We start from the raw sequence: 21,689 nt of genomic DNA, 5'->3' as shown, positions 1-21,689 counted from the left end.
ACGGGTGTCCATACGCCTCGCACAGCGGCTCCGTACCGCGCGTCAAGCGGCGTCGGGGAGGTCATCCGTGCTCCGTCCGATCACGGTACGCGGGTCCCGCTGCTGGCGGGCGTCCCGGGCGGCCTGGAGGGATGCGGGCTGCAGGTCCTCCGTCGGAGCGGCGTTCAGGGCGTCGGCCGCGCGATCGATCTCCATGCGGGAGATCTGCTGCGGGGTGTAGCCCATGTCCTCCATGCGCTGACGCCACGGGACACCAGCCGAAGCCTTCTTCACGGCTGCGTCGGCGAGTTCGGATACCGTGCGGGACTCGGGGTCGCGCCAGATGGTAGAGAGGTCGTACGCGCTCGCCTTCTCCTCGTCGCCGAGGACGCGAAAGGCGAGGCGCATGACGTTTTCCCAGGACTCGCCGAAGCTGGCTTGGCGGTCCTTCACCTTGGCTACGAGACCAGTCTCCGCCGCTTTCAGGGCGTCGCCGCTCACATTCACCACGGCACCGATCAGGTAGTGAGGCGGTGTCCGGCTGATGGCGGCGAGGTCTTGCACGGCGGCTTCGACGGCGCGCACGTAGGGGACCAGATCAGTGGCGGCGAACTCGCCGAACTTCACCTCGGGGTCCTCGGTCGTCCACAGCTTCTTGATGTCGAGCGTGAAGGGCTGGATCTTGGCGCCCGTTACCGGGTCCTCGTCCACCTCCAGGCCCGCGGCCCAACGCTGTCGGAAGGCGCCATACTTCATGGCAGCGATGAGCATAATCAACGATAGGTTGATTCGGTTCTGGACGCTGATGACGTCCTCGTGCTCCGCGAATCCGCTCAGTCGACGGTTGCGCCGGTTGATGAACGGAACGAAGGGGACCAGCTTGAGGAGGTTTTCGACATCCGAGTCCCGAACCCCCGGGAGTGCTGCTGCGTCCCACTCATTCAACGCTGCGGAGCTTAGGACGAAGGCTGGGCTCTCGCGACGCGATGTGAACCCGTAGATTCGGTTCGGGGTCCACAAAGTCGCTCGTGTGCCGCCAGTCCAGTCGTCCCGCCACATCTTAAGGCCGGCCGCTAGACGCCGATGGTTGCCCGGCTCATGCTCTACAGCTACTTGCTGCGGAGTTTCGTGCGTCAGAATGGGACGACCATCGTCCCCCTTCTCAACGAGGACAAAGGCCCGCCGCTGGGACAAGGCGCCGTAGTGCACAAGGCCGGAGTCCGCGCGCATCCCGTTCTCGCGCCAGATGCGGTTCGCGTCCTCGTCGGCGGTCTTGCTGTCCGGGTCGTCGGCACCACCGAAGCGGAAGCCGTCTACGCCCAAGCGCTCGACAGGCGAGTCAAGGACGAGCGAGGTCCAGTTGGTCCGCGCATCCTTCATCCAGGAGGCGACCTCCTTCGGATCGACGCCGGGCAGGGTGGGTAGCGGTGCGCGTCCCTCGGCGTATTTCCTCAAGGTGTCGAGCCCTGGCGTCACTTCACCTTCGTCATCGTGGGCGTCGTTGCGCTCATCGAGGAGCTTCTTGCCCAACCGCTTCAGCCACCACCCGGGAGACCCCACCTCGTCGGCTGCGACAGGCATACACGGACCTCCCTAGAAGGCGTTGAGCTTGCGGGAGCGCTTCTTGCGCTTGGTGATGCCGAGTGCGACGGCGTCGGCACGGCACTCGTAGGCGAGTACGGCGCTCATGGCGGCGTCGATCTTCTTGGGGCTCTTCTGGTGTTCCTTGCCGATCCCGAGGTGGTTTCGACCCATCGGGCGGCGTCGAGCGTTCAGCACGTGGCGGGTGAGCGTGGCACCACGTCGCAGGGCCTCGGATTCGTGCTCCGGGTCCAGGGTCTCGGCGTGCGACAGGGCCTTGTCGTCCACGGCCTCCATGAAGCGATCGAGGGCCGACTCCATCGCCGTCGGTCGGTTCGTCCACCACTCCAAGGGGCGCGACTGCGTGGCTCTCACCTTGAGATCGTCTCCGTGGTCGCGCGTCCAGGCGTCCACGTAGTCTTGCCAGTGCGGGGGGTCGGCGTAGAAGCCGCACACCTCGTAGCGGTCGAAGGCGCGGGCCACAGCGGCGTCGACCGCCTCGCGGTCCACCTGCCAGCCGTCGCCCTCGGGACCTTCGGGCTTCTCCCAGCATCCGAGGAGCTGGAGATGCCCGTCGGTAACTCGACACGCCGTCAGGGCAGTTGCGTCGTCGCGAATCGATCCGTCGAAGCCGAGGGTGACGAGGTCGCCGGGCTGTAGCTCCTCCTCGCGTCGGCAGAGGGCCCAGGCGTCGGCCTCCATCCACGCGTCAGAGGCGGTGGTGCGGCTGTTGAGGAAGTACCGCTTCCCGTCGGCGGAGTCGTTGCGGAGGTCGTAGAAGTCATCGACCAGCGACTCCAGGTCCATCCACTCCATCGCGTCGCCGTAGGCGTCAACGATGGCGGCGCGGAGTTCAGCCTCGTTCTTGAGGTTCTTGCACTCACCCCAGCGGTGGTCGTACAGGAGCCTCGCCCGACCGCGCTTCTTGCGGCCGTCGCGGATCGCTCCCGCTTCCTCGTAAGTGCGCTCGGCGACGGAGTCTTGCCCGGGGGCGAACATCGTGGTCGTTTCGAGGTACCACGTCTGCGCGCCCCTCTTGCGCTTGCGCAGGTTACGGGTGACCGTCGAATACATGCGCCGCAGCTCGGGCGTGTTGTACAGATGGGTCTCATCGAAGCAGACCCATGTCTCCTTGCCGCCATCCTTCGAGGACGAAGACGCAGTGGATGGTGTGATCTCTCCGCCGTCCGGCAGGATGATTCGCGTCAACCCGACGTCTGTGTTAGGCACTTGAGAGAGCGGCGACGTCTCATCCGTCAGGTTGAAGTGGATGGTGTCGAAGACGTTGCCCGTCTGACCCTCCTCCGTCGCCATGATGCGGAGGTACGGCACCTTGACCGGGCGCCCCATCGGCTCCCCGGGCTCGTAGACGTACTCGAAGCCGAGGCCCCAGGGATCGCGGTAGATCTCGCCACCCTCGGCCCACCGGTCGAAGCGAGCGGGGCCGAAGGCTTCGAAGAGGCCGATACGAGCGCCAAGGCCGCTCTTGTCGCAGCCCTTCGGGCGGGAGAAGAAGGCGGAGTCGTAGAGGAGCTTGCCCTCGTCTTCATCGACGGCGTAGCAGTCCACCACGAACCCGGTGTACTCGTCGCCGTGGCGTACGGGCTCGCCCTGGACATCGCCGGGGCCGTGCACCACGAAGTGCTCCATCCACGCCACCGCGAGCCACCCGAGGGAGCGGTTCCGGTCGTGTCCGGGGGCGCGTACAACTGCGCGCGGCATGGCGCCCCCTCTCCGCGGCTATCCGGTGAGGCGGGCCCTCCGGGAGTTGATGTCCGAGACGTTGTCGGGGCGCTGCGCAGGTGCGCGGGTGGTGGAGGCCGTCGGGTCGTCCACCTTGATCTTCAGGCGGGCCCTGTCCTCGGGGGTTGCGCCGAATTTGGCTGCGCGCAGGCGGACTTCGGAGGCAAACTCCCATCGGCCCTTCGCCCACATGGTGTGGTGCATGAGGGCGGTGTCAATGAGGAAAAGCCAGTCCGTGTCAGTGAAGAGCGCAGCCTGCGCGGAGGTGCGCCAGGAGGTCCACCAGAGCTGCGTCATGGGGTGCCACTCATACACCTCGCCGGTCTTCTCGTCCGCGCCGAGGACTCCCTCCGGCAGCTCGGGGCCGCGGAGTTCGTCGTCAGGGGCGAGCACGGTCTCAGGTTCCGTGGCGTTGCGCCTGCGGCGCGTCGCCGGGTTCTTGGGGGCGGGTCCTCGTCCGGCCATAGCGGCACCTCCTGGTGTCGTGGTCAGCAGTGCTACTCGTGCTAGACCGTCAGCTCGGCCCGCTGCGGGCGTCGAGGAGGGACCAAAGAAAATCCCACGGATCGCGGTTCCCCTTCGCCCTATTGCAGCTCTGGCATGCCGGGACAAGGTTCTCTACGGAATGCATGCCTTGAACCACACCAGGCGCCGGGGTCAGGGGGTAGAAGTGCTCTTCTTCGAGGTCCGTCAACGGTCCCGCGCAGAAGAAGCAGTTCCACAAATCATGCTCTGCCCAGTCGTCGCGGACATCGCTCGGTTTGAAGTGCACCACGGTGGCGCTCGCTAGGGTTGCCCTGCGACGGTGCCCCTTAGCGCGGACCCTGTCGGGGTTGTTGGCAGCCCACTGTCGATTGCGCTCGCGCTCGCTCCCGGCAATCTCGGGGTACCGATCTCGCCTGTGCGCATTGATCTCGTCGCGGTTGGCGGCGTGGTGTGCCCGCTTCTGCTGGCGGATACTCTCAGCCCTGGCCGCCCGGCTGGCACTTCGGCACAGTCGGCAGGACGGACGGCGACCGTCGAGCTTGGTCCGCGCGTAGGGCGCGAACTGCTCTGAGGACTTCACCACGAGACATGACGCGCACGCCTTTGCAGGTACACCGAGCGCTTTCAGCCGTTCGTTGACGGCACCGCGAGCGCGGACATCTGCAAGTGGGTGAGTCACGTGCCCTCCGGGTTCAGGTCGTCAGCGACCCCACAACGTCGGTCAGGTCGCCTAGTGTTCTTGGGCTGTGGTGGAGCCGCACACCTGTCATGGCGATGTAGCGCCCGGTTCCGTAGATCTCGACGGCAGTGCCGTCCGGGCGCCGAATCCTCCGCCCCTGTCGGACGTTGGCGCGACCCCAAATGTGCAAGCCGTCTCCGGACGGTGAGACCTCTACGTAACAGGTCCCTGCGTCGCGCACGATGGCTGCGGCCCACGGCGCCAGACGGCCCGTGAGCGGGTTCAAGCAGTGGTCCAGGTCGACGCACACGACGTCGTCCCCGTCGCTCAGGACGAAGCCCAGGCCGGCGCCGACCGTCGAAGCGGCGGCGTCCTCGTAGCTGCTCCACGTCCGCGGGTCCGTCGAAGACGCTGCCATGCCGGCGGCCGTCAAAGGGACCTTCGTCGCGCTGCGACGCACCCACCTGTCGCGGGTCGTCAGCTCGACGGGGAGCGGGTTGCGCGCCTTCGCGCGGGACAGTGCCTTGCGGCACCGGGGTGAACAGGTGCGCGCGTGAGAGCGAGCCATGATCGGCATCGGCTCCTCGCAGTGCTCGCACGTCCTGTCCATGGGTTCAGAGTACAGGGGGCCGGTCACACTTTCAAGCCTCCCACCTGCATGTTTGGTTGAGAGAATCAGGGTGGCCGGTCACGCTTCGAGCGGTCGGCCAAAGCTGCGAGGGGGTCAGGGAGCTGCGGGCGGGCGCCTGCGGGGCGCTCTCCGTTGCCGACCTGACGCGCCGCTCCACATCCCCCAGACCCGTACACGGGGAGAGGCCCAGCACCTCTTCGGTCGGCCTGTTTGCCCGGAGGGGATCACCCCCCTGGGGCGGGGCTAGTCGATCTTCGCCGCGAAGCCAGCCCGGGGGCCCGATCGATCTTGGACGCCGTCCGCGTGCTCGCCCCGCACCTCCAAGCGGCTCGGCACGAGGACGAGCGTCACGGTCGTGACCGACCGGTCGCGCGTCGAGCCGACTGCGACCTTCGGCGCTCGTGCGAGTCGGCCGACGTCGTGACCATCCACGAGTACGCGCGTCACCTGGACTCCGTCCTCGCCCGTGTCGTCCGCCTCCTCCAGCACCACATGGGCACCGCGCATGGTCAGTCCTCCAGTGCTGGATGCTTGGCCGTCGGGCGTGCCGAGCTGACCCGTGTGCGTGCCGCCGCTGTGCCGCCCTCGTGCGCACTCTTGCGTGCGTGGTGCCACGAGCACAGGGCCCGCAGGTTCTCCATTCGGTGGTCGTCACCAGGCACGATGTGATCTACGTCGGTCGCGGGCTGCGTGCACCGTCGTCCGTCGCTGTACAGCTCGACGCACCTGTGGCCGTCCCTGCGCAGTACCCGGCGCCGTCGTGCGGGCCAGTCCTTCGGGAGCCTCTGGCGTCGTGTGCTGCCCTCCCACGCCATTCGCCCACCTCCGCTGCCGTGCTGCCCTACGATGGGCGCTCTACGGGCCGTCAGGGGCCGTTCTCATGGGGGTTCACATGCGTGCTGCGGTGCGTGCGGCGGGGGCCGCTGCTGTTTTGTCCGTCGCCTTGGTAGCGGGATGCTCGTCGTCCTCGGACTCGGGTAAGGACCAGGAGCCGAAGGCGGTAGCCACGGTCAAGCCGGCGAAGGAGAAGGAGCCCAGCCCGGAAGCGTCGAAGACTGACGCCTCACCCACGGCACCTGTGCTCAACGTCGGGGACACGAAGACCTTCGACTTCGGCGACCTGGACGACGAGAGCAACTACAAGATCGTCACGAAGATGAGCGTCACGGCCGTCAAGGCGAAGTACGTGACGGCGGAGGAGATCAACGGGAACGAGCCGGAACAGGGACAGTACGTCGCGCTGACGCTCACACTGAAGAACGTGGGCGAGGCGCCGGCTCAAATCAGCGTCTACGGCCTGATGAACTGGCAGGATGCTGACCACGCCGCGCAGGACGCGACCACGCTGGAAGGGCTGGGAGGTCCCGACCTGGAGACGACCTACAAGCCGGGGCAGTCGGTGACCGGCACCGTAGTGCTCGACGTCGCAGCGAGGGGTGGTGAGGTGTCGCTCCTCAACGCCGCCTCCGACGATCAAGCGCCGTTCTTCACGGTGAAGCTGCCGACTACTTGATCCCGTCTCCGTCGTTGACGTGAACGAAGGGGGCGCTCGTTGTGCTCTTCGCCGTCGCCTTCACCCCGTCGACCACGAGGAACGAGGCCGCCGTCCGGTTGTTCTTCCTCGTGCACATCTCATAGGCGACCACCTGGCGCGCCGGTGCGGCCGTCAGGTGGTACGCGTGCCGGCCCACGAGGTCGCAGTTGCGGTAGGCGACGATCCCGGGGTTCGTGTAGTCGTGCGCCACGAGCGCGGGACTGTGCGCCTGGAAGCCGAGTGCGGTGTCGTCGCAGCCGTCGAAAACGATCTGCCCCGTCCACCGGCTCTCGATCACGCGCGACTTGGCGTTGCGCAGCTCGAAGCGGACGCCGCGCACGTTGAGGTGCTGGACCGAGTCCGCATGGCCGGCGACCGGGAAGTTGAAGAAGCGGCTGAGGCCGCCATCGGGACGCTGCCCCGTGATGATGAAGCTGCCACCGTCGACCGTTATGAAACCTCCGCGATCGAAGCGGAAGGCGTCGCCGGAGGCGTATTCCACCTTGCACCCGGTGATCCAGAAGTTGAGGAACTGGTCTTGCTGGGCGACGCTCGGCGTCATCCCCGACCACAGGAACGCAACGTCGTACGCGCCGTTGATGTGACAGCCGTCGAAGCGCCACTCGCTGTTCGTATTGCTCGTCTGCGGGCCGTCGAGCCCGATGCCGTACTTCCAGCTCCCGCGCCACTCAACGTTCGTGAACGCCCAGTCCTGACACGCTCCTGTGCTGGAGCTGTAGAGGAACGACGCCTTGGCGTTCGTGGATCGGAACGAGAGGTCGTAGAAGCGGACACCCATCCACCTGTCGGCGTTCACGAGCAGTGGCTCCGCGCCGGTCATCACGATCTCTGACGATCGCTTCCCGAGCCCGCGGAACGTGAGCCCCTGCGCGCGTCCGCTCTTCGGCCGCATGATGCTGCCCGACACGGTGTAGACGCCCGTCAGGAGCACGGTCACCGTGGCGACGGGGACGCCTCCTCCGGCGTCGGGCGTGAGCCGCTTGTCCACGTCGTCCATGAGGGCCCTGAACGCCGCTGTGGCGTCCTTCCCGGGCTTCGCGCCGTAGTCCTCGGGGCGAACGACGAACGAAGCCCCAGAGGACGCCTGAGGGCCGCTCAGGGCCTTCACTACGCCTTCCAGGGCGGTCGTCCTCGTCGCAATAGCGTTGAGGTCGTCGGGAGTTGCTGCGGTCGTCGGCATCGGGCCTCCAGGGTGGTCGGGGCCCGAGCGGTGCGGGCCGCTCTTGCACAGGCGGGAGGAATCGAACCTCCGTGCACGGTTTTGGAGACCGCTGCTCTGCCACTGAGCTACGCCCGCTCGGCCCCGGCGACGTGTCACCCGCGTCAGCGGGCGGCTCAGCGGTCCACCGGGGCTCGGGTTGGACGTCGCGGGCGGTGCCCCACGTCCGGCTGAGCGCGGAAGGTGCCCGGTTGCCTCGGGCGCCGCGCGTCAGGTGGTGCGCGGAAGGTGAGGGAGTCGAACCCCCAACGGGTTGCCCCGTGACGCTTTTCGGGAGCGCTTGGCACGCCAGTGCCCGACCTTCCTCGTCAGGGTCTTTGTTGAGGCAGGACCCGACGTCCCGGAGACTGCCTAGCCTCACCAGTCCCGGGGGAGGGCGAGGAGCAATGTACTACCCAGTTGCCTTGGACGCCGCGCGTCAAGGTTGCGGTACGTCGAGGAGGCGATCCTCCGCCCTCCGGCGCGACCGGCTTTAGACGATCACGTACCGCAGCGCTCCCGACCGGACTCGAACCGGCGGCCCTCCGCTCGACAGGCGGACGCTCTGGCCACTGAGCTACGGAAGCAAGGCCCTTCCCATTTGAGCGTCCGAGAGAGGCTTGGGAAGGGGCGTGACGAACCGTCGCGGCGGGGATTCGAACCCCTGCCCCGGTAAGCCGTCGCATAACGACGGGACCAGCGCTGCGCCAGCCAGCTACCGCGCGAGTGTGCGCATCACTCCGATTCGTCAGTGGTCCCGCCCGGAGTCGAACCGGGATTACCCCTCGGCCTCGGGGGCCTACACGGGCGGCTTGCCGTTAGCCGAAGAAACCTAGCGGGCACCGCGCGAGATGCGCCGTAGCGACTCGCCGTGCCCTCTGGGGCAGGGACGTGCGGCCGAAGCCGCATTGGGTGTGCACTCCAGCGCCTGGACGCCAGAGGCTTGCCCCGAGAGGTCCCAGGGTGCGTAGCGTCCTCCCCCGCCGATACAGGGACCGTTCCGCGGCTCGTGGCCGGGGCGGTGTGGTCGTCGGCGGGAAGCTTGGGACGGCCGGGGCCGCTTCTACCGCGCTCAACCCCGGAGGAGAGGGCGGGGGAACAGCGGGAGCGGCGCCGGCCGTCAGGGAGGAGTCGAGCCGCCCGCCAGTCGCGACGGCTGCGAAAACTCTTCCTACCTTAGTTATGGTGTAGCTGTTTGGTTTTAATGATCTTGAAGGACCGTCGACCCTGCCAACTGACCCTCGCGGGCCGTCGACCGGGTCCTCGTCCTCCCCCGCGTGCAGACTCGGTGCCAAAACGCCAAACTAACCCCTAGTTTCACTTTCTCTCTAACGCGTTAGAGAAGAAATGAAAACAGGGGTTAGTTTGGCGGTTTGGCGTGCGGTCTGCACGAGGGGGAGGACGGAGGGTGAGGTTCAGGGCCTCATTGGTTACTCGGTGGAGTTATCCACAGCCCGGCTGTGGATAACTGACCTCCACCGACGTCGGCGGGTCCTAGTCCGCCGTCCCGTCAACCCAGTGAATGAGCACCCGTTCAAGCCCTCGGAACGGGGCCGCGTGGTACGGCGCCTTGGCCACTACGATCCTGTCGACTGCCAGTCGGAGGAGGTCTCGTCTCGTGGATGTATCGGCCACCGCCCAGGCACTCATGCACAGCTCCTCGTCGAAGAGGAACGACACGTCCGGAGCGCCGACGTTCGACACGTCCGCCACGAGTGCCGACGCCCGACTTACTAGCTCCATCGTCTCCCGCATGGCGGGGGCGTACAGGGACTCGGCCGGTCCGTCGTACAGCCCCGCGCGCCGGTCCCGTTCCAGCCGCTTCATGGCCTCCTGTGCACTGTGCAGCGCCGCCTTGGCCTCCAGCAGCTCCCGTGTCTCGTCGGGTCGCTTTAGGGCGGCCCACCGGGCGGCCACCTTTTCGAGGAGGGGGTCATCCGGGTCGGCCTGCGAGAGGCGGGTCAACCACCGATCGAGTACGTACGTCTCGATCGGTTTCGTCCCCACGAACGTCGGCTTCGGGCAGTTCTCCCACCGCCAACAGGCGTAGCCGTTTCCTCGGTGAGGCATCCGGGAGCCGTCCGCTTCACAGACCAGTAGCCCCGTGAGGAGGTGGCGGGCCTTCCCTCCCGATGCCCCCGCCGTCAGAAGCCGTTGGGTCTTTTCGTCGGGCTCTACCGACACGAGCTTGGCGACGGCACGTGCTTGTAGTTCGTCGCTGACGAGGCCCTCCCACACCCGGATCGGCTTACCGTCTTCCCCGCGAAACTGCACGCTCTTGCCACCCGGCGTGAGTGTGATGGGCTGCCACCCCGCGTAGATGGGGTTGTGGACCATTTTCCGTAGCGTCGCGTGAACCCAGTGTGTGCCTTCACCGCGCGGCCCGGGAATCTTTTCGTCGTCTAGCTGGGCCGCCAGTTTTCGTAGACTCCACCCCTCGGCCACGTCTTCAAAAATCCGAGCCGCCACTCCCGCCTTGGTGGGGTCCGGCTTACCGGTGATCGCAGGTGCGTCGTCCGGCGCGAGAATTCGAAGATCCTCCTCGGGGTCTTCCGGGTCTTCCACGATGACGACCTTCGCCCCGTAGGGGGCCCTCCCCTGAATCCACTGGCCGGTCGCCCGTTGGTGGCCCTTTGTGTCACGTACCCGGTCACTGAGCCTGTCCGTCTCTTCGCGGGCCGACTCGGCGCGCCTGATCAATTCGCCCCTGTCCCGGGGATTGGTAGAATCAAGCTCGATCCCAGGTTTCTCGGGATCTCCGTTGTCGAACAGCAGCCGCCGGGGAATTCCGTCCTTGGGCTCAATGATCTCCAGAATGGCGCCGGCCCCTCGCCGGTCCCAGCGGTCCAGCTTGTACACCCACAGTGCGCCTGTCTCACCGTTGACGAGCGCCTGGAGCGCCTTGTCCTGCTCGTCACGACGCTTGCGGGTGCTGAACCTCGACGCGCTGCCGACCTCGATCCAGACGTGGCGGACCGTCAGTCCCAGCTCGGCCGCCACCGCACGCCCCCGTGCCTCCTGGGCACTCGGACCGCCTTCGACTTACGACAGAAGAGGTCGATGAGTCGCTCCACATCGCTCATGGAGACAGTATGGCAGCCGGACTTGTCAGTGGTAACCCCTCCTGGTTCGAGGTGACGCAGGTGCGCGGGCACATCGAGAACGGCGAGATCGAGCACTACCAGGTCGGTCTCAAGGTCGGTTTCCGCATCGACGGCGCCGACGAGGCGACGGGCGACGCGGCGGCCTGAGGAGGCGGGAGGAGTGGCGGGCAGACGGGCCCTGCGGGCCCGGAACGCGGCGTCCCACCGCCTCGCCGCGCCGGGGCTCCCGCTCGGCTTCTTCTCCGGGCTGCCCGGAGCGCGCCCCCGCGCGGCGCGCGACGCGGGGCCGCTGCGCGCGGCCACGCGGGCGCGGGGCGAGTCGGACGAGCCGGAACTGCTCGCCTACCTCCGCGCGGGCCTGCTCCTGCGCACCGCGCGGGCCGCGCTCCCCGACGCCCTCGCCCCGCACACGCCCCCGCTCACCCGCGCGGCCTCGCTCCTCACCGACGGGACCTGGGTCTGGCGTCTCGACCTCGCGCACTATGTGGCCCATGCGCACGTCCGCCTCCCGGTGGACTTCCTCTCGGCGGTACGGGCCCGGGCCCACGTCCCCCCGGAGGTGGACGCCGGGCGGCTCGCGGCGCTGCGGAGACGCTGGGCCCGGTAGTCGCCATGCGAGAGGGTCCCGGAACCCAGGCGTGAAAGGGCTACCCGCCGCCCCCGTGACGGCACCGCGAGACCCTCACGTCCGCCCGTCCTTCTCCTGCGCCTCGTGCAGTTCCGTCGCCTCGCGCCCCCACACCGCCCGGACGACGCGGAAGCCCGCCGCCTCCGCGTCCCGGCACACGAGTTCGTCGTCGTCCGCGAGGAAGGCGACCGGGCGGGTACGGGCCAGGGCGCGCAGCCGCTCCAGTTTGGTGACCCTGGCCGGCCTGCGGTCCGCGTCGCCGCGCAGCCACAGCGGCCCCTCCGGCAGTCCCTGCTCCGCGAGCCAGCGCACCGTGTCGGCCCGGCAGCGCTCCGGACGCCCGGTCAGGTAGCCGATCGCGGTGCCCTCCGCCTCCGTCCTGCGGACGAGTGCGAGGCCGTCGGCGAGCGGCGGATCGTCCACGGCGGCGGCGAGGAAGCCCGGCCAGTCCTTGCGGGCGCCGCGCAGGAAGTGCTGCCGGTGCCCCGCGTCCGAGAGGGTGTTGTCGAGGTCGAAGAGGGCCAGCGGCCGGGTATCGCGCACACTCCCACCGTACGGGGCCGCCTGCCGACCCGGTCCCGGCCGTACGGCGAACCCCTCCGCCGGGAATCCCGCGCCCACCCGGAGCGTTGATCACGACCGTGAGTTCCGCCATCGACACCACCGCGTTCTCCGTGCTCGACCGCTCCCGCGTGCGCGAGGGCCACTCGGCGGGCGAGGCCCTGCGCGACTCCGTCGCCCTCGCCCGGGAGGCGGAGGCGCTCGGCTACCACCGCTTCTGGGTCGCCGAGCACCACGGCGTGCCCGGTGTCGCCGGGGCGGCCCCGCTCGTGCTCGCGACGGCCGTGGCGGGGGCGACGGAGCGGATCAGGGTCGGCACGGGCGGCGTCATGCTGCCCAACCACCGGCCCTTCGTCGTCGCCGAGCAGTTCGGTGTGCTCGCGGGACTCCACCCCGGCCGTGCCGATCTCGGCCTCGGCCGCTCGGTCGGTTTCACGAACGAGGTGCGGCGCGCGCTCGGGCACGACAAGGAGGACGCGGCCCTGGAGCGCTTCGGCGAACAGCTCGCGGAGCTGCGCGGCTGGTTCGACGGCACGCAGTCCACGTACCGGGGTGTGCACGCGGTCACCGCCGAGGGCCTGCGCCCGCCGTTCTTCGTGCTCGCCACCGGGCGGGGCGCGGGCCTCGCCGCGCGCGCCGGGCTGCCGCTCGTGATCGCGGCGGTGCGCGGCGAGGACGAGTTGCTGCGCACGCTCGACGCCTACCGTGCGGATTTCCGCCCCTCGCCGGGGAACCCGGAGCCGTACGTCGTCCTCTCCGGGACGGTCGCCGTCGCCGGGACGGCGGAGGAGGCGCGGCGGCTGCTCCTCCCGGAGGCGTACGCCTCGATGTGGTCCCGTACCCGGGGCGTCTTCCCGCCGCTCGTCCCCGCCGAAGAGATCGAGGGCCGGACGCTGAGCGAGCGGGAGCGCCCGCTGTACGAGGAGGCGCTGCGCGGGCACGTCGCGGGCACCGAGGAGGAGGTCGCGGCGGAGCTGGAGCGGCTGCTGACCCGTACGGGCGCCGACGAGTACCTCGTGACGACGAGCACCTACGACCGTGCCGCGCTCGTCGATTCGTACCGGAGGCTGGCCCGGCTGACGGGGCTCGCGGGGCGAACCGGACAATAGACCCCGGTGCCCCCGGCCATGAGGGGCAGGAGGGGTGCCAGAGGTGTCGCGCACGGGGGTCTACCGTGGGCGGCCAGGACACGGGGGAGAGTGAGGAGTGAGGATGGACAGCCGTACGGCCCTGGTGGAGGACCTGCTCAGCCGGTTCCCCGGGGTACCGAGGGAAGCGGTCTTCAAGGAGGACCTGCTGCGCGGCGGCGTGGCCTTCGACAAGTCGGCGCTGAGCGACAACGAGTCGGGCGAGGTCAAACCGAAGTCGTACTTCATCTTCTCCTTCGACCACGGGACGCTCCCCGAGCTGGGCGAGGCCGCGCTGCGCCGTCCGCCCGAGGAGATCGTCCTCACCGGAGGCCCCTACGACCTGCGCCGCACCGTCGTCTCCGTGCGCGTGAACCCCGCCTCGCCCTACCGGGTGGCCGCCGACGAGGACGGGATGCTCGCGCTCTTCCTCGACGGCAAGCGGATCGCGGACGTGGGCGTGCCGCCTATGCCGGAGTACTACAAGCACAAGCTCTCCAACGGCAAGTCGGTGATGGAGGTCGCGCCGACGATCCAGTGGGGCTACCTGATCTACCTCACGGTGTTCCGGGTGTGCCAGTACTTCGGTGCCAAGGAGGAGTGCCAGTACTGCGACATCAACCACAACTGGCGCCAGCACAAGGCGGCGGGCCGCCCGTACACCGGCGTCAAGGACGTGGACGAGGTCCTGGAGGCGCTGGAGATCATCGACAAGTACGACACGGCGAAAACCTCCACCGCGTACACGCTGACGGGCGGCGCGATCACCTCGAAGGTCGCCGGGCGCGACGAGGCGGACTTCTACGGGCACTACGCGAAGGCGATCGAGGAGCGCTTCCCCGGCCGCTGGATCGGCAAGGTCGTCGCCCAGGCGCTGCCCAAGGACGACGTGCGGCGCTTCAAGGACTACGGGGTGCAGATCTACCACCCCAACTTCGAGGTGTGGGACCGGCGGCTCTTCGAGCTGTACTGCCCCGGCAAGGAGCGCTACGTCGGCCGCGACGAGTGGCACAAGCGCATCCTGGACTCGGCCGAGATCTTCGGCGCGCGCAATGTCATCCCGAACTTCGTCGCGGGCGTCGAGATGGCCGAGCCCTTCGGCTTCACGACGGTGGACGAGGCGATCGCCTCGACGACCGAGGGCCTGCGCTTCTTCATGTCGCACGGGATCACCCCGCGCTTCACGACGTGGTGCCCCGAGCCCACCACGCCGCTCGGCAAGACCAATCCGGGCGGGGCGCCGCTGGAGTACCACATCCGGCTGCTCCAGGCGTACCGGGCGACGATGGAGGAGTACGGGCTCTCCTCGCCCCCCGGCTACGGCCCGGCGGGGGCGGGCAACGCCGTCTTCTCGGTGAGTTCCTTCATGGACAGCCTCGACCCGAACAGTTCGGTGGCGCCGAGCGTCGTGTGACGCCCGCGCCCCTGTGACGGCCGCGAGGGCCCCGTACCGCCCCCGGTACGGGGCCCTCGCGGCCGTCACCTTCTCGCCCACGGGCCCCGCCCCGCTCCCCCGCCCCGGACCTGCGGCGACTCCCCCGCCTGCCTACGATCTCCGTATGGAGAGCCCCCACGATCCCTGCGTCCGGGTGCGCGGCGCGCGCGAGAACAATCTGCGGGACGTCGACGTCGACGTGCCGCGCGACGTCCTCGCCGTCTTCACCGGCGTCTCGGGCTCGGGGAAGTCCTCGCTCGCCTTCGGGACGATCTACGCCGAGGCCCAGCGACGCTACTTCGAGTCCGTCGCCCCGTACGCCAGACGGCTCATCCACCAGGTCGGCGCCCCGCACGTCGGGGAGATCACCGGGCTCCCGCCCGCCGTCTCGCTCCAGCAGCGCCGTTCGGCCGGCTCCTCGCGTTCCTCGGTCGGCACCGTGACGACGATCTCCAACCTGCTCCGTATGCTCTGGTCGCGCGCCGGGACCTACCCCGAGGGCGCCGAACGGCTCGACTCGGACTCGTTCTCGCCGAACACGGCCGTGGGCGCCTGCCCGGCGTGCCACGGCCTCGGCCGCGTGCACCGCACGACCGAGGAACTGCTCGTCCCCGATCCCTCCCTCACGATCCGCGAGGGCGCGATCGCCGCCTGGCCCGGGGCCTGGCAGGGCAAGAACCTGCGGGACGTGCTCGACGCGCTCGGCCACGACGTGGACCGGCCCTGGCGGGAACTCGACCCGGCGGAGCGCGAGTGGATCCTCTTCACGGACGAGACACCGACCGTGACGGTCGAGCCGGTCCGCGAGGCGGGCCGGGTGCAACGCCCGTACCAGGGCACGTACCAGAGCGCGCGCCGGTACGTGATGAAGACCTTCGCCGACTCCAAGAGCGACGTGCTGCGCGCCAAGGCGGCGCGCTTCCTCGTGAGCGAGCCGTGCCCCGTGTGCCACGGGACGCGGCTCAAGCCGGAGGCCCTCGCCGTGACTTTCGCGGGGCGGACGATCGCCGAGGCGGTCCGGCTGCCGCTCACCGCGCTCGCGGCGATGCTGCGCGAGGCGGGCGGCGGGACCACGGCGCGCGTGCTCGTGGAGGACCTGCTCCCGCGTGTCGAGACGGTGATCGGTCTCGGCCTGGGCTACCTCTCGCTCGACCGCGCGACCCCGACGCTCTCGGCCGGCGAACTGCAACGCCTGCGCCTCGCCAGTCAGCTCCGCTCCGGGCTCTTCGGTGTCGTGTACGTGCTCGACGAGCCCTCGGCGGGGCTGCACCCCGCCGACACGGAGGCGCTGCTCGACGTCCTGCACGGGCTCAAGCAGGCGGGCAACTCGGTCTTCGTCGTCGAGCACCACCTCACGGTCATGCGGCACGCCGACTGGCTCGTGGACGTCGGCCCCGGTGCCGGGGAGCACGGTGGCGAGGTGCTGCACAGCGGGCCCGTCGCCGGGCTCCGGGACGTCGCCGCCTCGGTGACCAGGGAGTACCTCTTCGGCGGGCCGCGCCCGCGCCCGGCGCCGCCGCGCGAGCCCGCCGGGTGGGTGCGCCTTCGCGGGGTGCGCAAGCACAACATCGACGGCGTCGACGTACGCGTGCCGCTCGGCGTGCTCACCGCCGTGACGGGGGTGTCGGGCTCGGGCAAGTCGACGCTCGTGCCCGACGTCCTCGCGGGCGCGCTCGACGCGCGGGCGCGCGGCGAGGACCCGGGCCCCGCCCCGCCGTACACGGCGCTCGAAGGGGCGGAGGGCGTCCAGCGCGTCGTACGGGTCGACCAGCGCCCCATCGGCCGCACGCCCCGCTCCAACCTCGCCACCTACACAGGGCTCTTCGACACCGTGCGGAAAGTCTTCGCCGCGACGGAGGAGGCGAGGGCGCGCGGGTACGGCGCGGGACGGTTCTCGTTCAACAACAGCGGCGGGCGCTGCGAGACGTGCCAGGGCGAGGGCTTCGTCTCGGTCGAACTCCTCTTCCTGCCGAGCACGTACGCGCCCTGCCCGGACTGCCACGGTGCCCGCTACAACCCCGACACGCTCGAAGTGCGCTACCGGGACAAGAACATCGCGGACGTACTCGGCCTGACGGTCGAGTCCGCGGCGGACTTCTTCGCGGACGTCCCCGCCGTCGCGCGCAGCCTCCGCACGCTCCTCGACGTCGGCCTCGGCTACCTGCGCCTCGGCCAGCCGGCCACGGAGCTGTCGGGCGGCGAGGCCCAGCGCATCAAGCTCGCGACCGAGTTGCAGCGCGTGCACCGCGGCCACACCGCCTACATCCTCGACGAGCCCACGACGGGCCTCCACCCCGCCGACGTCGACGTGCTGCTGCGCCAGCTCAACCGCCTCGTCGACGCGGGCGACACGGTCGTGGTCGTCGAGCACGACATGGCCGTCGTCGCCTCGGCGGACTGGGTCGTCGATCTCGGTCCGGGCGGCGGCGACCAGGGCGGCCGCCTCGTGGCGGAGGGCCGCCCGGAGGACGTGGCGAAGGCGGAGGGGAGCCGGACGGCGACGTACTTGCGGGCCGCGCTGGGGTGAGGGGGCGCCGCCGGACGGCGGCGCGCCTTCGCGCAGCGCCGGGGCGGCACGGACGGCGACGGCCCTTCACGCACCGCCGGGGCGGGGGCGCGGCCCCGCTCTCCCGGTTCCGCGCCCCTCCCCCGGCAGTTCCTCAGCCGAGGCCGAGCAGGTGGTCCAGGACCTGCGGGTCGGCCTTCACCCCGTCGTGGCGGTGGTCGGCGGAGACCCAGGGGCGCAGGCCCCGTACGCGCGCGGCGGTCTCCAGGGACTGGTCGTGGTCCACGAACATGTCGTGCCGGTACACGGCGGCGGCGACGGGAACCTCGTTGGCGGCGAGCCGGTCGAGGTCGTAGAGGGCCGGCCAGTCGGTGCGCGCGGCGAGGGTCTCGGCGGCGGACTTGAGCGGGACCAGAGCGGGGTCCTCGTCGAACATCCAGGGGTAGATCATCTCGCCCGTGAAGAGCGGTGGCCCCGGGCGCTCCGCGTCGAACTCGGGGAACTCCGCACGCACCCGGTGTGCCGACCAGGCGGTGGCGCGGCCGCCCTGGGCGTAGATCGCCTCGTGCAGGACGGCGTAGAGCGGCCGGGGGGCGAAGGAGACGACCGCGTCGACGCCGCGCAGGAACGGGTCGGAGAGCGCGGGCCCGTGCGGGCCCGGGACGAAGGCGGTCTCCAGGAGGTAGTGCAGGGAGTCGTACGCGGAGGACGTGCCGAAGGTGATGCCCAGGGTCTGGAAGCGGCGGGCCGTCAGCCGCTCGCCCGAGGGCATCGCCACCTCGTGCGCGCGGAGGTGGTCCATGACCCGGGCCGCGAGTTCCCGGTCGCCCGGGTAGCGGGCGAAGTAATGGGAGTTGGCGTCCAGGACGCGCCGGTAGGCGGCCCGGTAGACGTCGTCGGCGTGCCCGGTGAGGGTGGGCAGTCCGCCGGTGATCAGGGCGCGCGAGAGGCCCTCGGGCGCGAGGCTCAGGTAGGTGAGCGTGCAGAAGCCCCCGAAGCTCTGGCCGAGCACGGTCCAGGGGCGGTCGCCCTGGAGGTGGCGGCGCAGCAGTTCGGCGTCGCGCACGATGGCGTCGGCCCGGAAGTGGCCGAGGTAGGAGGCCGGGTCGGGGCAGGCGGCGAGGGTGGTGCGGTCGGCGGGCGTGGAGCAGCCCGTGCCGCGCTGGTCCAGGAGGACGACGCGGAAGTCCCGCAGCGCGCGGCGCAGCCAGGCGCCCGCGGCGTTCGGGCGCTCGGCGCGCCCGCCGGGCCCGCCCTGGAGCCAGAGCAGCCGCGGCAGCGCGCGGCCCTCCAGACCCTCGGCGACGACCTCGCGGGCGAAGAGGGAGAGGCGCGCTCCTTCGGGCCTGCTGTGGTCGAGCGGGACGTCGAGGGTGTGGTCGGTGCAGACGAGCCCGTTGTGTCGGTAGGTGGTCAGGTCGGTCAAGTCCGGCTCCAGTGCGGGGGTGACGGGTGGGGCGGGCGCGTGCGGCGCGCGGGCGGGGCCGGGCTCAGTAGCCGGCGACGCCCAGTTCGCGGCAGATCTCCACGAGTTCGGGGTGGACGTAGACGCCGTCGCGCTCGACGCACTCGCCGTCGAGGTGGAGCGAGGGGCCGAGGACGGAGCCGTCGGTGTGGGCGGCGGAGACCCAGGGCTCGCCACCTATCCAGGCGCCCTTGGTACCGATGCCGAGTTCCACGCAGCCGAAGACGCGCTCGTCCTCGACGATGCGCCCGGTGGGCGCCGGGACGCCGGGGTTGAAGCCGAGCGACCAGTGCGCGACCCGGTACATGTTCGGGTCCTCCCAGGACGCCATCCAGCGGCGGAAGATCTCCGCGTCCTGCCCCTCGCCCTCGATCTTGGTGACGACGCCCTTCTCGACGGTGCAGCGCACCGGGGAGCGCAGCAGCCCGAGCTGGTCCGGCGGCCACAGGGCGCCGTCGAAGACGAGGACGCCTTCCTGCGTCTCCTCCAGCGGGTTCCACGAGATCTGGCCCGAGAGCATGACGGTCTCGCCGGGCTTCTCGGCGGGCTTGCCGCGCAGGTTGATCGGCCGGTCCCCGTTGCGGCCGCGGATGTCGGTGCCGTTCGCGGAGGTGATGCGCACCTCCTCGGCCTGCTCCAGGAGCCGTACGAGGGCCTTGCCGAGCTTGATGACGCCCTCGAAGTCGGGGCGGCCCACCGTCGCGACGAGCATGTGCACGTCCATCGCGGTCAGGTTGGTGTAGCGGCAGCCGTTCGCCATCGCGCGGCGGAAGGCGTCGGAGTGCATGACGTAGGAGACGGCGAACTCGATCCACACGTCGGCGTCGGCTATCGCCCCGGCGACCGGGCGGGGCGGCTCCATCGAGGAGCCAGGCATCGTCTCGTACCAGACCACGACGGGGTGGGCGCCCGCGGCGGCGACCGCCTGCGCGGTGGCCTCCACGACGCGGCGGTCACTGCTCGTGTCGCCGGTGAGGACGACGTGCTCGCCGGGCTTGACGAGCATGACCTGCTCGACGAGCTTGCGGGCGGCGAGGGCGAGTTCGTAGCTCAGGTACTCGGGCCTCGGTTCGAGGCGGCTGTACATCTCCATGGTGCTGGTGTCTCCTTCGGTGGTGCGGTGGTGCTCCGGCGAGGTGTCTCCGGGGCACCGTGGTGCCCGGCGCCCCGGTGCGCGGCGCCGTGCGGGGAGGTGGTCGAGGGGCGGGGGCTCAGCCCGCCTTGACGATCTGGGCGGAGTCGCCCAGGGAGCTGCCCGCGATGAGCCCGGCGCCCACGAGGTTCAGCTCCTCGTCGGCGCGGGGGCCGCGCCACTTGCGGTAGCCGACGCGCACGGCGAGCGCGGCGAGGACCATCCAGCAGGCGTGCGGGGTGAGGATCAGCAGGCCCGTCGCGAGCATCACGCCCATCTGGCGGCGCACGCCGCCGAGGAGCTGGACGAGCGCTCCGGGGATCGCCCAGAGCAGCAGGGTGCGCAGTACGCCGGGTTCACCGAGGCCGTTCTTCACGGTGTCGGCGTAGACCTTGGCGACGGGCGGCACGAGGCCCTGCCGGAAGTAGGACTGCCACAGCACCGCGACGACGACGAGGGCGGCGGTGAAGCCGATGAGGGCGGCGCGGAACTGCTCGCGGCGGCCTTCGCGCTCGTACGGGTCCCAGGGGCGGTGCTCGCGGCGCAGGAGCCAGCCGGCCTTCAGGTCGTAGCCCATGTCGGCGAAGGCGGGCCCGGTCGCGGACACGTAGCCGACGAGGAGGGCGAGGGGCACGGAGGGGATGCCGATGAGCAGCCCGAGGATGAGGAAGATGAGCGTGACGGCGAAGGAGGGGAACCAGCCGGACTGCATGGCAGCGAGCCCCACGATGAGTTCGTGCACGAGCGCGGCGAAGGCGGCGAAGAGCACCCAGCCCACGAGGGCGGCCGGGCCCATGTCGCCGACGAGACCGCCGAGCACGGCGAGCAGCACGGCGCCCGCGACGAAGAGCGCGTAGCCGTGCACGAGGCTGCGGCGCAGGGCCGTCTCGTCGACGGTGTACGCGGTGGTGGGGTCGGCGGCCTCCGGCGCCGCCTGCCCCGCCGCGGCCCCCGTACCCGTCGCGGCGTTCCCGCTCGGGGCGGCACCCGTGCGGGTCGCGGCGCTCGCGCTCGTCCCGCCGCTCCCCCGGCGCCGTACCAGCATGACGACCGCCTGCCCGAGCGCGACGATCCCGGCTCCCACCATGACGCCGTGCGGCACGTAGCCCGCGCCGAGGTCGGTGTGGAAGAGGTCGGGGCCGAACTCGCGGAGGCCGAGCCCGACGCCGAACATGAGCAGCGCCCAGACGTTGCCGAGGAAGGCCACCCCGGCGGCGGAGAACGGCAGGCTCAGGAGGGTGCCGCCGAGGCCGACGAGCGTGCCCGCGCCGAGCACCAGGGCGCGCTTGCCGCCCTTGTCGCCCGCCTTGATGGTCTCCGCGGCCGCCGCGCCGGGCGGCCAGGCGCCGTCGGCGGGCAGGAGGCGGGAGCCGAAGGAGCGATAGAGCACCCAGGTGTCGATGAGGAGACCGGCGAAGGAGCCGATGAGCATCGGCCAGACGAGGTCCTGGCGCCCGAAGACGTAGGGCACGGCGATGGAGGTGAGCAGCGCGTTCGCGGAGGCGAAGGTCGCGGCCGAGATGGCGCTCTGCGCGAGGTTCTGCCGGTGCACGTCGCGCATCGAGCGCAGTCCGGCGAGAGGTATCCGGCCGATGAGCATGGCGATGAGCGCACCGACGACGGACGTGTTGGCGGAGATGCCGAGTTTGGCGACGAGGTCGGCCCCGATGACCGCGCCGACGACGGAGAGCACCACGAGGACGACGAACACGACGGGTTCGCGTACCCGGGGGTGACCGGCTCGGGGGGCGGGGGCGCGCCCCGGCCGCTCCGGGGAGGGCGCGGTGGTGGGCGGCGGTGACTGGGACACGGGGATACCCCTTGGTGCTGGGCCCTTCCCTCCCTCTGGGGGAGCAGGGGGCGGGGGGCGGGGGCGGGA

18 protein-coding genes and 3 tRNA genes are annotated in these 21,689 nt (G+C 70.3%); 6 read left to right on the top strand and 15 right to left on the bottom strand.

Annotated elements, in window-relative coordinates; all coding sequences use genetic code 11:
* Window positions 1-42: 42 nt before the first annotated feature.
* The 6 genes from IF99_RS0117710 to IF99_RS0117690 all read right to left on the bottom strand — a co-directional run bounded on the left by IF99_RS0117710 (window position 43) and on the right by IF99_RS0117690 (window position 5,606).
* Window positions 43-1,560 (bottom strand): phage portal protein, encoded by a 1,518-nt coding sequence (locus tag IF99_RS0117710; RefSeq protein ID WP_030997493.1) that lies wholly within the window; start codon window positions 1,558-1,560, stop codon window positions 43-45.
* Between the two features lie 12 nt (window positions 1,561-1,572).
* Entirely contained in the window at window positions 1,573-3,282 is a 1,710-nt protein-coding gene (locus IF99_RS0117705) for a terminase (RefSeq protein WP_030997492.1), read from the bottom strand.
* Window positions 3,283-3,300: 18 nt separating this feature from the next.
* Entirely contained in the window at window positions 3,301-3,768 is a 468-nt protein-coding gene (locus IF99_RS30880) for a hypothetical protein (protein WP_037827102.1), read from the bottom strand.
* Between the two features lie 49 nt (window positions 3,769-3,817).
* Window positions 3,818-3,934 (bottom strand): HNH endonuclease, encoded by a 117-nt coding sequence (locus IF99_RS35755; protein WP_420705682.1) that lies wholly within the window; start codon window positions 3,932-3,934, stop codon window positions 3,818-3,820.
* Window positions 3,935-4,481: 547 nt separating this feature from the next.
* Window positions 4,482-5,078: a DNA primase gene (locus tag IF99_RS0117695; protein WP_030997490.1), complete on the bottom strand. Its 597-nt coding sequence runs from the start codon at window positions 5,076-5,078 to the stop codon at window positions 4,482-4,484.
* A gap of 264 nt (window positions 5,079-5,342) precedes the next feature.
* Complete coding sequence (locus IF99_RS0117690) at window positions 5,343-5,606, bottom strand: hypothetical protein (protein ID WP_030997489.1); 264 nt, start codon at window positions 5,604-5,606, stop codon at window positions 5,343-5,345.
* Between the two features lie 385 nt (window positions 5,607-5,991).
* On the opposite strand from IF99_RS0117690, the gene IF99_RS0117680 reads away from it, so the two are divergent.
* Window positions 5,992-6,612 (top strand): DUF4352 domain-containing protein, encoded by a 621-nt coding sequence (locus IF99_RS0117680; RefSeq protein ID WP_158716604.1) that lies wholly within the window; start codon window positions 5,992-5,994, stop codon window positions 6,610-6,612.
* On the opposite strand, the gene IF99_RS0117675 is transcribed toward IF99_RS0117680, so the two are convergent.
* The 5 genes from IF99_RS0117675 to IF99_RS0117660 all read right to left on the bottom strand — a co-directional run bounded on the left by IF99_RS0117675 (window position 6,605) and on the right by IF99_RS0117660 (window position 10,852).
* Window positions 6,605-7,834 (bottom strand): hypothetical protein, encoded by a 1,230-nt coding sequence (locus tag IF99_RS0117675; RefSeq protein ID WP_158716603.1) that lies wholly within the window; start codon window positions 7,832-7,834, stop codon window positions 6,605-6,607. The two genes, IF99_RS0117680 and IF99_RS0117675, sit on opposite strands and share 8 nt — an antisense overlap.
* A gap of 46 nt (window positions 7,835-7,880) precedes the next feature.
* Window positions 7,881-7,951 (bottom strand) — tRNA-Trp (locus IF99_RS0117670).
* A gap of 144 nt (window positions 7,952-8,095) precedes the next feature.
* A tRNA-Ser gene (locus IF99_RS33970) sits at window positions 8,096-8,178 on the bottom strand.
* Window positions 8,179-8,366: 188 nt separating this feature from the next.
* Window positions 8,367-8,439 (bottom strand) — tRNA-Asp (locus tag IF99_RS0117665).
* Window positions 8,440-9,346: 907 nt separating this feature from the next.
* Window positions 9,347-10,852 carry a recombinase family protein gene (locus tag IF99_RS0117660; RefSeq protein ID WP_030997485.1) on the bottom strand — a complete coding sequence of 502 codons (1,506 nt, stop codon included), beginning with the start codon at window positions 10,850-10,852 and terminating at the stop codon, window positions 9,347-9,349.
* A 74-nt stretch (window positions 10,853-10,926) separates the two neighbouring features.
* Here IF99_RS0117660 and IF99_RS34325 point away from each other — a divergent pair, with 74 nt between their 5' ends.
* Both IF99_RS34325 and IF99_RS0117650 read left to right on the top strand, forming a co-directional pair.
* Window positions 10,927-11,103 (top strand): dodecin family protein, encoded by a 177-nt coding sequence (locus IF99_RS34325; protein ID WP_234340741.1) that lies wholly within the window; start codon window positions 10,927-10,929, stop codon window positions 11,101-11,103.
* A 13-nt stretch (window positions 11,104-11,116) separates the two neighbouring features.
* A complete protein-coding gene (locus IF99_RS0117650) occupies window positions 11,117-11,563 on the top strand; it encodes a hypothetical protein (RefSeq protein ID WP_234340732.1) in 447 nt (148 codons plus the stop codon).
* 75 nt (window positions 11,564-11,638) lie between these two features.
* Here IF99_RS0117650 and IF99_RS0117645 read toward each other — a convergent pair whose 3' ends face one another.
* Window positions 11,639-12,127 (bottom strand): HAD family acid phosphatase, encoded by a 489-nt coding sequence (locus tag IF99_RS0117645; protein WP_030997483.1) that lies wholly within the window; start codon window positions 12,125-12,127, stop codon window positions 11,639-11,641.
* 86 nt (window positions 12,128-12,213) lie between these two features.
* Here IF99_RS0117645 and IF99_RS0117640 point away from each other — a divergent pair, with 86 nt between their 5' ends.
* The 3 genes from IF99_RS0117640 to uvrA all read left to right on the top strand — a co-directional run bounded on the left by IF99_RS0117640 (window position 12,214) and on the right by uvrA (window position 17,234).
* The gene (locus IF99_RS0117640; RefSeq protein WP_078655139.1) at window positions 12,214-13,254 is read left to right on the top strand and encodes an LLM class flavin-dependent oxidoreductase; all 1,041 of its coding nucleotides are present in this window, start codon (window positions 12,214-12,216) and stop codon (window positions 13,252-13,254) included.
* A 103-nt stretch (window positions 13,255-13,357) separates the two neighbouring features.
* Window positions 13,358-14,686: a radical SAM protein gene (locus IF99_RS0117635; protein WP_030997481.1), complete on the top strand. Its 1,329-nt coding sequence runs from the start codon at window positions 13,358-13,360 to the stop codon at window positions 14,684-14,686.
* Between the two features lie 145 nt (window positions 14,687-14,831).
* Window positions 14,832-17,234, top strand: coding sequence for an excinuclease ABC subunit UvrA (gene uvrA, locus IF99_RS0117630; RefSeq protein ID WP_030997480.1), 2,403 nt, complete (start codon window positions 14,832-14,834; stop codon window positions 17,232-17,234).
* 133 nt (window positions 17,235-17,367) lie between these two features.
* Here uvrA and IF99_RS0117625 read toward each other — a convergent pair whose 3' ends face one another.
* The 3 genes from IF99_RS0117625 to IF99_RS0117615 all read right to left on the bottom strand — a co-directional run bounded on the left by IF99_RS0117625 (window position 17,368) and on the right by IF99_RS0117615 (window position 21,620).
* Window positions 17,368-18,639, bottom strand: a complete 1,272-nt coding sequence (locus IF99_RS0117625) for an alpha/beta fold hydrolase (RefSeq protein WP_030997479.1) — start codon at window positions 18,637-18,639, stop codon at window positions 17,368-17,370.
* A gap of 64 nt (window positions 18,640-18,703) precedes the next feature.
* On the bottom strand, window positions 18,704-19,771 hold the full coding sequence (locus IF99_RS0117620; RefSeq protein WP_030997478.1) for a hypothetical protein: 1,068 nt from the start codon (window positions 19,769-19,771) through the stop codon (window positions 18,704-18,706).
* Between the two features lie 118 nt (window positions 19,772-19,889).
* Window positions 19,890-21,620, bottom strand: a complete 1,731-nt coding sequence (locus tag IF99_RS0117615; RefSeq protein ID WP_030997477.1) for an OPT/YSL family transporter — start codon at window positions 21,618-21,620, stop codon at window positions 19,890-19,892.
* Between the last annotated feature and the right edge of the window lie 69 nt (window positions 21,621-21,689).

Origin of the sequence: Streptomyces sp. NRRL F-5630 (assembly GCF_000719475.1) — a bacterium.
GTDB lineage: Bacteria > Actinomycetota > Actinomycetes > Streptomycetales > Streptomycetaceae > Streptomyces.
Note: the sequence above shows the minus strand (reverse complement) of the source record. Positions and strands in the feature narration are given on the sequence as shown.

What these genes read in the sequence shown, in the direction of transcription:
- IF99_RS0117710 (WP_030997493.1), bottom strand. Translation starts at nt 1,560, where the DNA reads ATGCCTGTCGCAGCCGACGAGGTGGGGTCTCCCGGGTGGTGGCTGAAG.
- IF99_RS0117705 (WP_030997492.1), bottom strand. Translation starts at nt 3,282, where the DNA reads ATGCCGCGCGCAGTTGTACGCGCCCCCGGACACGACCGGAACCGCTCC.
- IF99_RS30880 (WP_037827102.1), bottom strand. Translation starts at nt 3,768, where the DNA reads ATGGCCGGACGAGGACCCGCCCCCAAGAACCCGGCGACGCGCCGCAGG.
- IF99_RS35755 (WP_420705682.1), bottom strand. Translation starts at nt 3,934, where the DNA reads ATGCATTCCGTAGAGAACCTTGTCCCGGCATGCCAGAGCTGCAATAGG.
- IF99_RS0117695 (WP_030997490.1), bottom strand. Translation starts at nt 5,078, where the DNA reads ATGGACAGGACGTGCGAGCACTGCGAGGAGCCGATGCCGATCATGGCT.
- IF99_RS0117690 (WP_030997489.1), bottom strand. Translation starts at nt 5,606, where the DNA reads ATGCGCGGTGCCCATGTGGTGCTGGAGGAGGCGGACGACACGGGCGAG.
- IF99_RS0117680 (WP_158716604.1), top strand. Translation starts at nt 5,992, where the DNA reads ATGCGTGCTGCGGTGCGTGCGGCGGGGGCCGCTGCTGTTTTGTCCGTC.
- IF99_RS0117675 (WP_158716603.1), bottom strand. Translation starts at nt 7,834, where the DNA reads ATGCCGACGACCGCAGCAACTCCCGACGACCTCAACGCTATTGCGACG.
- IF99_RS0117635 (WP_030997481.1), top strand. Translation starts at nt 13,358, where the DNA reads ATGGACAGCCGTACGGCCCTGGTGGAGGACCTGCTCAGCCGGTTCCCC.
- uvrA (WP_030997480.1), top strand. Translation starts at nt 14,832, where the DNA reads ATGGAGAGCCCCCACGATCCCTGCGTCCGGGTGCGCGGCGCGCGCGAG.
- IF99_RS0117620 (WP_030997478.1), bottom strand. Translation starts at nt 19,771, where the DNA reads ATGGAGATGTACAGCCGCCTCGAACCGAGGCCCGAGTACCTGAGCTAC.